The sequence below is a fragment of the Mesorhizobium sp. M0571 genome, from assembly GCF_040320985.1.
Taxonomy (GTDB): Bacteria; Pseudomonadota; Alphaproteobacteria; order Rhizobiales; family Rhizobiaceae; genus Mesorhizobium.
Genome location: NZ_JAMYQT010000056.1, coordinates 1 through 14457 on the forward strand (window position 1 = coordinate 1; position 14457 = coordinate 14457).

Annotated in this window: 10 protein-coding genes, 1 tRNA gene and 1 pseudogene; 8 read left to right on the forward strand and 4 right to left on the reverse strand. The window is 60.2% G+C overall.

Annotated features, from left to right (window positions below):
• The 3 genes and pseudogenes from NKI85_RS32535 to NKI85_RS32545 all read right to left on the reverse strand — a co-directional run.
• Positions 1–600 (reverse strand): annotated as a pseudogene (locus NKI85_RS32535) (IS5 family transposase); the annotation flags it as partial.
• 307 nt (positions 601–907) lie between these two features.
• Positions 908–1204: a hypothetical protein gene (locus NKI85_RS32540; RefSeq protein WP_352528504.1), complete on the reverse strand. Its 297-nt coding sequence runs from the start codon at positions 1202–1204 to the stop codon at positions 908–910.
• A 44-nt stretch (positions 1205–1248) separates the two neighbouring features.
• A complete protein-coding gene (locus NKI85_RS32545; protein WP_352528502.1) occupies positions 1249–2082 on the reverse strand; it encodes a LuxR C-terminal-related transcriptional regulator in 834 nt (277 codons plus the stop codon).
• A gap of 1391 nt (positions 2083–3473) precedes the next feature.
• Here NKI85_RS32545 and NKI85_RS32550 point away from each other — a divergent pair.
• From NKI85_RS32550 to NKI85_RS32570, 5 genes are all read left to right on the forward strand, one after another.
• Complete coding sequence (locus tag NKI85_RS32550; RefSeq protein ID WP_352780083.1) at positions 3474–5294, forward strand: polysaccharide biosynthesis/export family protein; 1821 nt, start codon at positions 3474–3476, stop codon at positions 5292–5294.
• A gap of 184 nt (positions 5295–5478) precedes the next feature.
• The gene (locus NKI85_RS32555) at positions 5479–6354 is read left to right on the forward strand and encodes a class I SAM-dependent methyltransferase (RefSeq protein WP_352780085.1); all 876 of its coding nucleotides are present in this window, start codon (positions 5479–5481) and stop codon (positions 6352–6354) included.
• 205 nt (positions 6355–6559) lie between these two features.
• Positions 6560–7849, forward strand: a complete 1290-nt coding sequence (locus NKI85_RS32560) for a GNAT family N-acetyltransferase (protein WP_352528496.1) — start codon at positions 6560–6562, stop codon at positions 7847–7849.
• A gap of 253 nt (positions 7850–8102) precedes the next feature.
• Positions 8103–8187, forward strand: a tRNA-Asn gene (locus NKI85_RS32565).
• Between the two features lie 144 nt (positions 8188–8331).
• On the forward strand, positions 8332–8514 hold the full coding sequence (locus NKI85_RS32570; protein ID WP_352528494.1) for a PAS domain-containing protein: 183 nt from the start codon (positions 8332–8334) through the stop codon (positions 8512–8514).
• A 496-nt stretch (positions 8515–9010) separates the two neighbouring features.
• Here the strand turns inward: NKI85_RS32570 and NKI85_RS32575 are convergent, their stop codons facing one another.
• Entirely contained in the window at positions 9011–9178 is a 168-nt protein-coding gene (locus NKI85_RS32575; RefSeq protein ID WP_352528492.1) for a hypothetical protein, read from the reverse strand.
• Positions 9179–9484: 306 nt separating this feature from the next.
• Between NKI85_RS32575 and NKI85_RS32580 the strand changes: the two genes are divergently transcribed.
• The 3 genes from NKI85_RS32580 (at position 9485) to NKI85_RS32590 (ending at position 14438) form a co-directional block, all read left to right on the forward strand.
• Positions 9485–10096, forward strand: a complete 612-nt coding sequence (locus NKI85_RS32580) for a 4'-phosphopantetheinyl transferase family protein (protein ID WP_352780088.1) — start codon at positions 9485–9487, stop codon at positions 10094–10096.
• A gap of 298 nt (positions 10097–10394) precedes the next feature.
• Positions 10395–11423: a TubC N-terminal docking domain-related protein gene (locus NKI85_RS32585; RefSeq protein ID WP_352528488.1), complete on the forward strand. Its 1029-nt coding sequence runs from the start codon at positions 10395–10397 to the stop codon at positions 11421–11423.
• Between the two features lie 39 nt (positions 11424–11462).
• Entirely contained in the window at positions 11463–14438 is a 2976-nt protein-coding gene (locus tag NKI85_RS32590) for an amino acid adenylation domain-containing protein (protein ID WP_352780090.1), read from the forward strand.
• Positions 14439–14457 lie beyond the last annotated feature (19 nt).

A 14457-nucleotide genomic window follows, 5' to 3' on the forward strand; every position in this document is an offset into this window, starting at 1 on the left:
ATCCTTGAGGCGCCTGAACATGCGCTCGATGGCGTTGCGCTCGCGGTAGAGGAACGGTGAGAAGCAGTTTTTCCAGCGCCGGTTAGCCTTCGGCGGGATGTTCTGTAGGATCGACACTTGGGCATCTGCTCCAGGAGCAAATCCGCGGCGGTGCAATCGGCCTGGCCGCCGGTCAGAAGGAAAGCGATTGGACGGCATTGGCGATAGGTCAGGGCATGGATCTTCGTGGTTCGCCTACCGCGCGACCGGCCGATCGCCTGATTTTGCTCCCCCTTTTGCCGCCTGAAGCGCAGCGATGCGCCTTCACGGCGGAGGAGTCGATGAGCACCTGTGCCGGCGGTCCGCCAGCCGAGGCCAGGACATGGAAGATGTCGACCCAAACGCCCTTGGCGGCCCATCGGACGAAGCGGTTATAGAGCGTCTTGCGCGGGCCGTAGGTCTCCGGCGCATCGACCCAACGACCCCCGGACTTCAGGACATGCCAATGCCGCTGATGACCCGGCGATCATCAACCCGCGGCTCGCCGCGCGTATCGGTCGGCAGAAGCGCCACGAGCCGCGCGAACTGCTCCTCCGTCAACCAGAAATGATCGCGATTCATCGTTGGTCTCCCTTTGGAGACCGTGAATCACGAAACCGCTGCCAACGGGCATCCCCCTTATGGGTCCGGACGCTAGTGAAAGTCGGCGGATCTCCGTTGCAGTGAATGGCATCCGGGAACCGCCCGAGATACAGCGGCCCCCGCCCCGGTCTGGTTCGTTGCCCCGAGCTTCCTGATAGTATGCTGTAGGGGGATTTTGGCGGGGTGCTCCGAAGCGCCCGGCTTCGTCGCGATGATCTTGTTGTGCAGTCCTCTGGAAAGGGAAATGCGCGACTTCGGCCAGCTCGGAAGCTGACCGCGATTCGGGTTAACTTCCTGCCGCAGAATCCGCCGATCCATCTGCAGTGTCAGGGAAAGTGTGTCTGGCCACCCATCTTATGGCGTCTTCGATCGTATCGAAATTCTTGTGCTGCCCGCTAAGCAGCCCGAAGCCTGTCTCGAGGAACCATTTGCCCTTCGTGGAGTAGGCTTCCTCGTCGATCTGAGTAAGGACCGCGACCAGTTGGTCCGATTTCCACACCAGAACCCCGGATTCTCCGCCCTCGACCGTTCCGATCCGGGCTTTCGTGAACGAAAATCCAGGAGCAATTTTGGTCTTGCCCACTTGGATGAATCCCTCAACTTCAAAATGGATAGTAAAAAAGGCGGTCACATCGGATGAGTGTTCTTGAGAAGGTGGTACTCCTTTTGTGCTTCAAGTAGCTCTTGCGGATGGGGAGAAGGCTGAGTTGCCGTCTTTTCCGTCCCTGACGGGCCATTGCCAGGAGCGGAAGTGAGCATACCATGGTTCATCGCCCAAACTGCAGCCTGGGTACGGTTGCCGACCCGAATCTTTCGAAGGATGGCCTTCACGTGCACCTTCACCGTCGCTTCGGCGATGTTAATCTTGCGCGCGATTGCTTTGTTAGACTCCCCTCCGATCAAGCAACGTATAATACAATCTTCCCGACTTGACAACATTGACGGTTCTCGATCAGCGTTCTCCATTGTGACAGCCACATTTGTAAACTCATGTACCGCATCATAATTCAGACCACGTCTTATGTCCTGAATAAACGTCGAAGTTTCTGCAGGTAGAACCGTCTGACCTAGCATAACCAATTCGAGAGCTTTGATGAAGGTGTCGTGAGCGGCAACTTTTGTCAAATACGCGTCAGCCCCCGCACGGAGGGCTGAAACTATATCGTGCGGTCGACAGTGATCGGCTAGCGCAACGACATGGCTGGTCGGATAAATCGCTTTAAACTCTGCAATTTGTGCGAATCCAGCATCCGCATCACGACCGTCGACATCCATGATGAGCAAGATGGACCGGTGCTTGGGTAGCGGCTTCTGCAGAAGGTCGTGAACACAAGCCGCAGAGAAAAGAATGCGAAACTTTGCTGCATCCAGAATTAGAACAAGACCCTCTCGGAGTAACTCTCTTGGGCTAACAAGCACTGCTATAAAAGATTTTGTGGTCATCAAGGATTTCGTTGTCATCGTAGCCTCCCCTGACGCATTTGAGGTACGCGCGTCTCGCACGGCGCTCCACGCATAGTTTCTTTTTTGACCAGTTACCTTACGCTAGGAAAACCCTATACAAGAACACCCTCTTTAGGCGTAGGGTAGCATCGTCGAGGGCTACCCCGGTTTCTCAAGCCTGAGGCCTTGGTGAGGGGTGCGAGCCCTGGCTTTCAGCTGCTCCGGGCGGCAGCCAGCACCATAGTGGCGCCGGATGCGCGGGCCGCGAGGGTTGCCGGGCCTTGATCTCCCGTCGGCCGTAGCCGCTGCCGCCGGTCTGGCGCGGGACGGCGCGGCGTCAGGCGGGAGAACCACGGGCCCAGGGGCCGCGCCGCGGCCCATTTTGGGATGACGGCACAGGCCAAGGAGAAGGCGATCTTGACGCGGCGCGCGCTGATCCTGACCAGCGCCCGAGCCTCAGCAGCTTGAGGAGCAACGTGCCACAGCTGGCAGTGGCGACTGAGTGTGGACCAACGCGATGCGGCGCAGCGCCCACAACAGCACGGAAGCACGGATGCCTTCCGGGCATCGAAATGGGCGATGGTCTGCCGAGCCGCTCCTTGCGTTGCACCTGCGGTGAGCAATAGAGGAGTTGCCTGGCGCGGCCCCTGGGGCGGCCCATATCGGGGCAGCACTGCCGGGGAAGTCCTTTGGCAGGGGCCGGAATTCGATCCTGGTGAGATCCGGCGAGAGAAATGAGTGAGGCGGGCCAGTTCTGCTATTGCTACCTCGGTAGGATTGCCAAGGTTGACGGCCTCGTCGAGGTCGCCTCTTCATTCATCAGGCGAGTCAAGCCGTCGATCAGGTCATCGACGTAGCAGAATGATCGGAGCCGGAGATCGTGATCGACTCGTTTCTCCAGGGCCTGGACGACGAAGTTGGAGACGGCCAGCCATTCTGCGAATGCATATTGGGGCCGCAGGGGGTTCGAGACGCTGCGTCGGACCACTATTTCCGGCTCTTCGTTGCGCTCGATCGCCTTTGTCCCGTTTGCTATCAAAGAGGTTCTCCTTCAGCGCAGCAATCTGCTCATTGGACGAGTTCGCCGGAGGGGGTGTCTATCCAGAAGGAGTGCCTACAAAGGGATAGTTGTGCCGCTAGCGGTGAAGGGTCACGATAAGGCAGAGCCTTCCTCGTTTCGACCGATGCTCGCCACTTCGGGACGGGCTGGCCACCATTGAAAGTGAAAGCCACGCGCCATGGCCATGGATGCAAAATACAATTCCGAGCCCGTCACTCCCTCATCACAGGCGGCCCGCCGCAGGGGAATGAAGGCGGTCCTGCTTGTCTTGGGGGTCTTCGGGGTCGCCGTCCTGGGAGCGGGAGCGGTTAGAAACTGGGAGCCCATCGAGGTTGTTTCCAGAGCCGTAATGGAGAAGGTCGAGGATGCCTCCGCGGCCATGATGCAGAAGGTCGAGGATGCCTCCGGAGCCGTAATGGAGAAGGTCGAGGATGCCTCCGCAGCCGTAATGGAGAAGGTCGAGGATGCCTCCGCAGCCGTGGTGCAGAAGGTCAAGGACGCCTCCGCAGCCGTGGTGCAGAAGGTCAAGGACGCCTCCGGAACCGTGGTGCCGAGGGTCCAGGATGTCTCCGAAGCCGTGGTGCAGAGGGTCGAGGATGTCTCCGGAGCCGTGGTGCAGAAGGTGTCTGCTGCTATCGATAGCTGGCAAGAGCAGCCGGGCCACGCCACGGCCGAACCCTCCCGTGCGATCGTGTCGGGACCGGATGCGTCGGCCGCGACGTTCGTCGAACGAAGCGCCGTCCCTGCGGTCCCCACCAGTGCCGAGCCCCCCCAAACCCTCACCACGGGGCCGGATGCATCGGCCGCGGCGTCGGTCGAGCGGAGCGTCGTCCCTGCCGTCCCCACCAGTGCCGAGCGCCCCAAATCCCTCAGCAAGGCGCCAGGCATGCCAACCGGAGCCCTGTTTGGCGTCGGCGACCGCCTCAAGGTCGCATTCTACGAGCGCGTCGACGTCGAGGAAGACAAGTGGGGGGGCGCGTCCTCGGCCTTGCGCGGCATCCTGCAGCGTCCGGAACTGAGCGGCGAATATATTGTCCAAGAGGACGGCACGATTTCCGTGCCCTTGCTTGGCTCCATTCCGGTCGCCAACCGGTCGACGCAACAGGTACAGGCCGACCTGGTGGAAACCTTCAATCAACTGCAGGGCCGCGAGGGACTGGTCAACATCCTGCCGCTGGAGCGCCCGCCCATTTACGTGCTGGGGCCGGTCAAGAATCCAGGCTCGTTCAAGTACGCGGCCGGCATGACGATCCTGCACGCGATCGCGCTGGCCGGCGGACTCGACCGGGCCGAGAGCGAGCCGTGGCAGAAGATCGAAGCCGTGCGTGAGACCCAGAAGCGGAGCGGGGCGATCGATGCCATGTTGAAGTTGCTCGCGCGCACGGCGGTGCTGAAGGCCGAACGCGACGGTACGGCACCCATTATCCCGCGCCAGTTGCTGGAACTGGCCGGCGCGACCGAAGCTGCCAACCTCGTCAACGAGCAGAGCGAGCGGCGCAAGGCCGTCGCCACGGCCCGCAAGGATCGCGAGCGCGCGAACCTGCGTGCGCTCGAGGCGGCTAAGCAGGATGTTGTCGCTTATGGGCGCATGAAGTCGCTCGACGAACTCGTCAAGCTGCGCCAGGAGCGCGTCAACAGCATGCGCACGCTCGTGGACCGCAAAGTTCTCAGCATGACGGTGATGGATCAGATCCAGAGTGAGTTGTCCGACGCGGAACAGCGTCGGCAGGACGCCCTTAACCAGTACGCAAGCGCCAAGCAGCGCCTCGCTTCGCTGGAGTCTGACGTGTTGCGGACCCGGGCCGACCTCAGGAACGATCTGGAGATTGAGATCGAGACCACGGAGAGCCAGATCGCGGCCAATGTGCGCGAGTTGAACGCCAGCGAAGGCGTCCTGTACACGTTGCCGATGACCCCCGTCCAGTTTGCTAAGGACGCGAACAGCGCAACCTATCAAATCGTGCGGCAATCGGCAGCCGGGCCGGTCAGCATCGAGTCCGTCGGGATGACCCTGTTGCGGCCAGGCGACCTCGTCAACATCATCGTGGGCGAAAGCGAGCCAAGAGAGCCGGCCGGTTCGCCGGTCCCGACCTCGTCGCCGACCGGCGAGAGCTTGCCGGCCGCGTCGAACCCCAACGATGTCGAGCCTTCCCGCGTGGTGAGGGAGTAGGATCGGTCCGAATTGATGCCCGGCAAGGAGATTGGTCTGCATGGCTGGCCTGCGTAGATGAACTCGTCGGGACGAAGTGGGAAGCGAAACGACCACTCGCCGTCGCCGACAGCCTGAACCGCTTTATGAACGAGCATGTCCGCCTCCGCTCAGGAGTTCGGATCACTGACAAAGGTGCAGTGAGATGACATCGAACGCGATACAGGTGCCCATCAAGCGGGATTGGTCAAAGATTTCGGAATTTTGTCACGACGCGCGCACGCCCGAGCGGATATTTGCGCACTATCAAATCGAGAAAGCTCTGGCTGCTCAGCTGCTGAATTCAGATCAAGACGCTCGGCTCAGCCTCTATGCTGAAGTGTACGGCAAGCTTTTCACTTCCCTCGAAGATCATCCCCAAAATAGGAATGAATACAGAGACGATCGTATAGTCAATCTTCAGACCGCCCTTCTAAGAACGCTTATCCAGAAAGGCGCGCGCTTCGGCGAATTGGGGGCTGGCGATTGTAAGCTTAGCCTCAGCATGTGCAATCATTGCTCATCAGTAAACGCAATCGACGTAACTGACGCGTTACTGCCGCCTGGAGAGAAGCCCGCCAATTTTCAATTCGTCAAGATCGATGGTATTCATCTACCTTTCGCCGATGATAGTCTCGATTTTATGTTCAGCGATCAGTTGATGGAGCACCTCCACCCCGACGACGCAGTAAGGCAGCTTTCTGAGGTATATCGTGTTCTTTCACCCGGCGGTGCTTACTATTGCATCACTCCAAACGCCGTCACGGGTCCTCACGACATTTCGGTATACTTTGACAACGTTGCATGTGGATTCCACCTGAAGGAATATAGCTATCGTGAGCTGTCACGCGCGTTTACGGGGATTGGCCTTCGAAAGCAGGCTGTGCTGTTCGGCCATGGGGCCGTTAATGTGCTCGTTCCTGCCAAAATTGGGATCATGCTCGAAATGGTCATGCAACGAGTTTGGCGGGGGCGATCGAGACCCACTTCGAATTCGGTTCTTCGGCACCTGATGGGGATTCGCCTGCTCGGCTATAAATGAGAGCGCGAGCCGCCGCGGTTCGAGACAATGCCTGGGAACTCCGTTCGGTGGTCGGGGCCGCTCTAAAGGGGGCCGTGTGAAGCGCTCGCTCGTACTGCTCCAGCAGGCACAGACTAGCTCTCCGTGAGTAGTCACGAATAGGGTCTTCACTTTTAGCGCCTCCCGACATGAAGTCTTCTCCAAACAGGAAAACCCCGAGTGCTCCATGGACGAACAGCAGCGCGCAGCGAGGATACTCCTGGCATTCCCGCCGCAATGCGCAAAGTATCAGGAAGATGGTTGTATATCAGGACCTCTTGATGTCTCAGCCGTCGATGTGGAACCCTATCGCGTGGCTTCAGTAGAACAAGCCATGCGCCAGGATACGGTCATCGACGTTACCGTGGAGGCGTTGCCGGACATCGCGAGACTCGAGACCGCTTGGAGGGAGCTCGAAGCGCGAGCAACTCACTCATTCTATCTGTCCTGGCTCTGGATCGGAACTTGGCTGCGGCATCTGCCGGGGGGCGCGCAACCACATGTTCTAGTCGCTCGGACGTCAAGCAGGATCGTTGGGTTGGCGATTATTTGCCGGCGGAGGGCGTGGAGTTTCGGGCGGCATGCGCGGGCGCGTTGGCTGCTCAATGAAACCGGAGATGTTCGATTCGATCGATTGTTCATCGAGTACAACGATATTCTTGCGGAGCGATCCCTGGCCGATGCCACTCGAGTGGCATGCGTCGATGCCTTGGCGCATCACTTGCGCCGCTCTGACCAACTGGTGCTCTCCGGAATTGATCCGGACTTCGAGTCGGCCGCTTGTCGCACCGCGGGCCGGGCCGGGCTCCTGACCGAGGTGAAAGCAGAAGATACGGCACGGTGGATCGATTTCGCCAAAGTCCGCCAGAAAGGCGCAAATTACCGCGCCACATTGGGCCGCAATACTCGCCAAGCGGTAAGCCGTGCCATGCGGTTATATGCGGAACGCGGCCCCATTGCGTTCCGGACTGTCGAAGTGACATCGGAGGCGCTCGCCGCGTTTGATTTGCTCGCCGAGCTTCATCAGGCGCGATGGGGACGCAGGGGAGCCTTTGCCAACCCGAGCTTCCGTCGATTTCACGAGGAGCTCATTACGCGCGGCGTTCCCACGGGGACCGTCCGCATCTCACGGACGTTGGCCGGGGACCAGACAGTCGGGGTCCTGTACAATTTCGTGTATGACGGCCGTGTTCTCAACTATCAAAGCGGCTTTCTTTATGAGCGCGATGGCCGGCTCAAGCCTGGGCTTATCAGCCATGTGCTGGCTATTGAGGACAGCATCGGACGCGGGGAGTGCGGCTACGATTTTCTGGCAGGCTTCGCCGGGCACAAGTCCCACCTGGCTAATGCGGAGCATCCCATGAAGTGGATCGCAATAGGCAGAGACAGTCCAGAGCGCCGCATCGAGGCACAGCTGCGCGGTGCCAAGCGGGTGCTAGGGACCATTGCTGCTCACATGAAGCAGGCCGCGGCTTGAAGCGTCGACCGAAAAAACGGAGCCGCCACTTTATATCAAGTATTGGGGGCAGGTTCTTGGACAATCGATCGGCGGGTTCGGCCCTTCGGCAGGCGAGGACCAAGGGGAGGTTGGATTTGTCTGCGTTATGCGATGTGACCGTCGTCGGTGCTGGCCACTTTGGACTATCGGTAGTGCCGGATAAGTACAGCGCGTATTCCGTTCAATTCGGGATCAGAGCACCAGTTCGCGCGGCGGGCTCTCTAATCTATGTTTCAGCGTGGCGGAATTGGTAGACGCACCGCACCGTTAATGCGACGCCGAAAGGCTTGTAGGTTCGACTCCTACCGCTGGAGCCATAGATTACAAGTAGCCGCGTAGCCACCATATTAAGTCGTTGAATGAGGGCCTTTCGGCCCCCTTCTGCCCTGCAGGAGTACCCTTGGTCCACCTGATCCGCCGCCGGCAGGGCGAGGTTCACCGCAGCGGCCGCGGCGCTCGTGATGCAGCAGCTGGAGCTGCGCCGCAGCGAGATCGCCCGCGGGACGATGATGGGCTTTGCCGGCGCCACGGAGCTTGCGATCCTCACCATCGACGTCCACGGCGTCATCCGGTTCGCCAACCATGCGGCCGGCGCGCTGTTTGGCTGGGACCTTGCGGAGATGATCGGGCACCGATCGACATGATCGTCCCCCGGGCGGCTGCGCAACGCCCACAATGCGGGACTGGCGCGCGTCGCCCGCGGCGGCCGAATCCAAGCTCGTCGGAAAGACGGTCGAGATCGCCGCCCGCCTCGCCCGCCTCTCTCCGCGTGCCTCCACCGCCGAGCAGGACGCCAGCCGGGCCCGCTGTGGAACCAAGCCGAATCGGCGATGTTCGAACGGGACTGGCGATGCGGACCTATTGAGAACCGATCAATTACTCAAAAGAGGTAATCCGAATTGGATCTTTACGACGGCGCTATCGCGTCGTCCCCAGTAACCAAGTCTTCCATAAGGCATAAAGGCCTCGCGGACAGGCCGGGAGGCTTCCGTCGTCCAGCAGCAAAAGCCCATCGCCAGGCGGTCACTCGGCCGCACAAGCGAAGGCGCGGAGATTGCTTTGATCTGATCTAATTCCGCATCCAGGTAACTGCTCTTAGGCAAAACCCGGCGCAGCAGCCTTGCTCGTCAGAGCAGGAGATCATTGGAGCGCCAGTTCATTGTCAATCCGGCAACAAAAATTTGGCAGTTTCGCCTCCACCAGACCCCTTGCGAGCAGCAGCATGTCTGGTTCTTTTGATGTAGCCCATCCATACATCAAAATATCCACCAGGCGCTCCTTGCTTTCGTCCTTACGTGGTTGTTCCATCAGGGAAATCCGCACGAATGGCGCTGCCGTTCATTAGAAAGAATTGCACTTCTGCGCATGAGCGCTCCCAGCGATCGGAATCCACGTATGACTTCTGACTGCTGCCCTGAGTTCGACTTGATCCAATTTTCTGGCGCGGGCGGGGACGATCGCCATGGCGCATTGGGCGCGAGCTGGAATTTTCATGCTGTCTCGGGACATCGATTAATTCGACCCGTCAGATTCGGCGTCAGTCAGCCTCTTGCGGAGCCGGCACCGCCCCCTCCAAACTTTTTGGATAAAGTCGAGCTGAGACCCGGGATCATAATGCCGGTTCTCGAGAATGATGGTTTGGAGGTCCTGGCATTCATGCTCGATGCGGAGCAGAACGTCATCCGCGAGATAGGCGTTTGCCTCAACGAAGAGGAACGTCGGCGCGCCGAGGGGTTGAGACTGGAGCCGGACCGCCGCCGCTATGTCGCTAGCCGTGGGCAGCTGCGCCGGGTCCTCGCCTCCAAACTGGGAATCTCGCCGTCCGACGTCGAACTGGAATATGGACGCCTAGGCAAACCCCACCTCTCGCACCGCATGCCTGCTCGCGATTTGCGCTTCAGCGTCTCGCGATCCGGAGATGTGGCGGTCGTCGCCCTCTCGACCAGGCAGGAGGTCGGGGTGGACATCGAGGCAGTTCTCCCTGTGCCCGAAGCGGACGAGATCGCAGCGCATTGCTTTTCCGCCTCCGAGTATGGGTCCTACACCGCGCTTGGTCCGGAAGACCGGCTGGAAGGCTTCCTCCGGCGCTGGACCCGGCTGGAGGCTATCTCTAAGGCCCTGGGGTGCGGCTTAGGACAGCCCCTTTCTTGGGATGAAAGGGAATGGGCTGTCCGTAGGTTCGTACCGAAAGCTGGGTACATCGGGACCGTGGTAGTCCGGAATTGAGTGGTAGTCCGGAATTGAAGTGCCCGCGATGCCATAATTCACTTACGATGCACTGCGGATAAACGAGGAGCTCAACCAATTCCATTGGACTGCACGCAAGTTCATTCGAACCGGACTTGTTTCCCACACTTCGCGGTGGGTCGCGGTTGAGAACACGGGACAGCGCTTCACTGACATGTCCCAGGCGTATGGAGAAAGAGCGGCGGTTTCATCGATGAAACCGTCGTGCTGGAGGAACTGGGACGCGGGAACCACTTCGGCTCCGTCGTGAATCAGGAAGAAAGTGATCGGAAGGCCTATGTCGGCGGAAGTGATGCAGTTCCCGGAGCTTCTCGCAGACCTCGCGGTCAAGGACATCAAGGTCTGGGTAGAGGGCGACCGGCTGCGGTGCAACGCCCCAGCTGGCGCACTGACGGCGGAGTTTCGCGACCAGTTGCGGGACCGGAAGGGCGAGATCATCGCGTTTCTGAATATGGCCACGGCGGCGGCCCGGCAACAGCCGGCAATCATTCCCCTGCAGTCTCGCGGAACACGCACGCCCATTTACGCCGTACCCGGGCATATCGGGGCGCCCTTCTCATTCTCGGACCTGTCGAAGCACCTGGGCGGCGATCAACCGTTTTACGCACTCCAACCGTCTGGCTTCGATGGGCAGAGCGAGCCGATGGACCGCGTCGAAGATATCGCCGAGTACTTCGCCCGCCAGATCGTCGAATATCAGCCCACCGGTCCGTACGTCATCGCCGGTTACTGCTCCGGCGCTGCAACCGCTTTCGAACTGGCGAAAACGCTGGGTCAACGCGGAGCGGAGGTCCCCTGCATAGCGCTGTTTGGCCCTCTTCATCCCACCACCTATAAGGAATTGCCGCGTCTGCTGTATTTCTTTGCCAGGCGGAGCGCCGATTCGTTGCTGCGAGAGATGGCGAAGCTGCCGACATTCGGCGCCCGTCTCCGATATTTCGGCAGTCGCCTCCGCAATCTCGGCGAGCGCGTCCGCGCCCTCGTGCCCCTCGTTCGCAAAAGCAAAGAGCCTGTCACGACAGATCCGGTGCTGGCGAGCAGAGCTCGACTCAAATCGACGGCGATCACGGCTTTGCGGCGGTACATTCCCACTCCGTATTCTGGTCGAGTATGCATATTTCTTCCGAACAAGGCCTGGCTGCGATCGGGTGCAGCACCGCACCGGTGGCTTCGAGTGGTGCCCCATGCCGAATTTTATTTCGGGCCCGAGGACTGCAACGGTCCCCTTATGCTGGAGGATCCGGACGCGCCTGCCATCGCAGAGCTTTATCGCCAGGCAACCCAAAAAGCTGAACGATTGACGTGATTTGATTTTTTGATTTCCGCAATGGGGAGCGTATATCTCATGAATGAAGTCCTTCCTATCGCGGCGGAGGGCGTAGCGCTTCCCCTGCTGAAAGATGCCGATCATCAGGCGCTGGTTGTCGAGTACAACGCCACGGCAGCGCCCTACCCGTCGGACAGGACGATCATCGATCTCTTCCGCGACCAGGCGACGCGTAGTCCTGACGCTGAAGCGATCCGCTTCGGCGATGCAACGCTGACGTACCAGCAGCTCAACGAACGCTCCAACCAGATGGCCACGCATCTGACGTCGACCGGCGTGGGGCCGGGTCGGATTGCCGTTGTGTTCATGGAGCACTCCATTGAAGTCGTCGTCGCGATCTTAGGCGTCCTGAAGTCCGGCGCAGCCTATGTGCCGGTGGATGCGGCAACGCCGAAGGGGCGTCTCGCAACAATCCTGAAGGACATTGCCAACGGGACCGACGGGCGGGCGCCGGTGGCGATCACTCAGGCGCGCCTGCAATCCGTCATTTCCCCGAACCTTGCCGACATTTTCGTGCTCGACGCCGATTTCGGGTCGATTTTGAATCAGCCGGACTCGGCCGGACCGTCCGCTGCCACTCCGGACGGCGCCGCCTATATCATCTTCACCTCCGGCTCGACCGGCACGCCCAAGGGCGTCGTGATCGAGCACAGGAATCTGGTGAACTACATCGGGTGGGCCGCTCGGGTGTACAGTTCCGGCGAACGTCTCGGATGGCCCCTTTTTTCATCCCTCGCCTTCGACCTGACCGTCACGACGCTCTTCACGCCACTCATCACCGGCGGCCGCATCGTGGTCTATCTTGGTGATCCCGGAGTCCAGAGCATGGTCGTGCTCAAGGTCATCGACGACAATGCCGTCGATATCATGAAGCTGACGCCGGCGCATCTCGCGATGATCCGCGACCGCAATCTTGAGACCACAAGGCTGCGCAAGTTCATCGTGGGTGGCGAGGACTTCAAGACCGAGTTGGCTCGCGATATCACGAAAGCCATCCCCCATCCTATCGAGGTCTACAACGAGTACGGACCAACCGAAGCCACTGTGGGCTGCATGATTCACCGTTTCGACATCGACCGGGATCAATCCGCATCGGTGCCGATCGGCGTTCCGGCCGCCAATGCGGGCATCTACGTCCTCAACAAGGCACATCAGCCCACCGCCCCCGGCATCATCGGTGAGATGTTCATTGCCGGCGACGGTCTCGCGAGAGGCTATTTCAATCGCCCTGACCTGACCGACGAGCGTTTCCTCACGGCCATCGATCCCCGAGATGGGTTTTCGAAGCTGCGGCTGTACAAGACGGGCGATCTCGCCCGCTGGAACTCGGAACGGCGCCTGGACTTTCTCGGCCGCGCAGATCATCAGGTGAAGGTTGGTGGCGCGCGTGTCGAGCTGGGCGAGATCGAAGCCCGGCTTCTGCAGCACCCGCACGTTCAGGAATGCGCTGTCGCTGCCATCGCCACCTCGGTGGCGAAACCAGCGGTACAAGTGCGTTATTGCGAACGGTGCGGTGTTGCGTCCGGCCTGCCCGGCACGACGTTCAATGCGGCAGGCGTCTGCAATCTATGCCGGGCCTTCGACACCTATGTCGACAAGGCGCAGACCTATTTCAAGACATCGGATGACCTCCAGGTTCTCATCGCGGAGATGCAGGCTAACCGGAGGGGACCTTACGACTGCATCGTGCTGTTGAGCGGCGGCAAAGACAGCAGTTTTATGCTGTGCAAGCTCGTCGCCATGGGGGTGAAGCCGCTTACCTTCACCCTCGACAACGGTTTCATTTCGGAAGGAGCCAAGGCCAATATCAGGCGGCTCGTGAATTCCCTCGGCGTGGATCACCACTGGGGAAGCACGCCGCATATGAACGAGATCTTCGTCGACAGCCTGAAACGCTTCGCGAACGTCTGCAACGGCTGCTTCAAGACGATCTACACCCTGGCCACGAACGTCGCCCGCGAACGAGGGATCGGGTACATCGTGACTGGGTTGTCCCGCGGCCAGTTCTTTGAGACGCGCCTGACCGAGGAGGTCTTCAAGCGGGACGACTACGATCCGGCCCGTCTGGACGCGCTCATCGCCGAGGCGCGCAAGGAGTATCACCGCCGCGAGGATGCTGTGTCGCGCTATCTCGACGTGGATGCCTTCCGGAACGACTCAGTATTCGAGGAAGTGAAGTTCATCGACTTCTACCGCTACTGGAGCGTCCCTCTGGAGGACATGCTCGACTTCCTGAAGACGCAGGCGGGATGGGATCGGCCTGCGGATACAGGACGCTCCACGAACTGCCTCATCAACGATGTCGGCATCTACGTTCATAAGAAGCAGCGGGGACATCACAACTACGCCCTTCCCTACAGCTGGGATGTGCGTCTCGGCCAGAAGACCCGCGATGAAGCCATTGACGAACTCAACGACGAGCTGGACCTACCCCGCATCAAGGAGATTATGGCCCAAATCGGCTATGTCGAACCGCCAGCGGCCGAAGACGGCATCGCACGACTTGTGGCCTACTATGTCTCGTCGAAACCCCTGACCGTGGCGGACCTGCGCACCCACCTCGCCGAAGAACTCTTGGAGTCCATGATTCCGACGCAGTATATTCGCCTCGAACGGATGCCGCTCACGTCCAACGGCAAGATCGACCGCTCTGCGCTTCCCGAGCCGACGGCGGAAAACATCCAGCCTGCACAAGAGTTCGCCGCCCCCTCGACGGAGACCGAGAAGACGCTGGCCGCGCTGTGGTGCGATCTCCTCAAGGTCGAGTCGATCGGCCGTGACGACAACTTCTTCGGCCTGGGTGGGCACTCGCTCCTGGTGATGCGGGCGGTGTCGCGCATGCGGGGGAGCTTCGGCGTCGACGTGCAGCTTCGCAACCTCTTCGAGCGCCCGACAGTGGCCGGACTGGCGGAAGTGATCGACGGAATGCTCTGGGTGGCCGATTCCAGAGCCCCTTCAGTCTCGGAAGGACCGAGAGAGGAAATCGAACTCTAGCTTACCGGAAGGCCTCCGA

Bases quoted from the DNA above. Each gene is read 5' to 3' on its own strand.
- NKI85_RS32585 (WP_352528488.1), top strand. From the start codon at position 10,395: ATGTCGGCGGAAGTGATGCAGTTCCCGGAGCTTCTCGCAGACCTCGCG.
- NKI85_RS32545 (WP_352528502.1), bottom strand. From the start codon at position 2,082: ATGACAACGAAATCCTTGATGACCACAAAATCTTTTATAGCAGTGCTT.
- NKI85_RS32550 (WP_352780083.1), top strand. From the start codon at position 3,474: ATGGAGAAGGTCGAGGATGCCTCCGCGGCCATGATGCAGAAGGTCGAG.
- NKI85_RS32590 (WP_352780090.1), top strand. From the start codon at position 11,463: ATGAATGAAGTCCTTCCTATCGCGGCGGAGGGCGTAGCGCTTCCCCTG.
- NKI85_RS32575 (WP_352528492.1), bottom strand. From the start codon at position 9,178: ATGGAACAACCACGTAAGGACGAAAGCAAGGAGCGCCTGGTGGATATT.
- NKI85_RS32555 (WP_352780085.1), top strand. From the start codon at position 5,479: ATGACATCGAACGCGATACAGGTGCCCATCAAGCGGGATTGGTCAAAG.
- NKI85_RS32560 (WP_352528496.1), top strand. From the start codon at position 6,560: ATGGACGAACAGCAGCGCGCAGCGAGGATACTCCTGGCATTCCCGCCG.
- NKI85_RS32580 (WP_352780088.1), top strand. From the start codon at position 9,485: ATGCCGGTTCTCGAGAATGATGGTTTGGAGGTCCTGGCATTCATGCTC.
- NKI85_RS32570 (WP_352528494.1), top strand. From the start codon at position 8,332: ATGCAGCAGCTGGAGCTGCGCCGCAGCGAGATCGCCCGCGGGACGATG.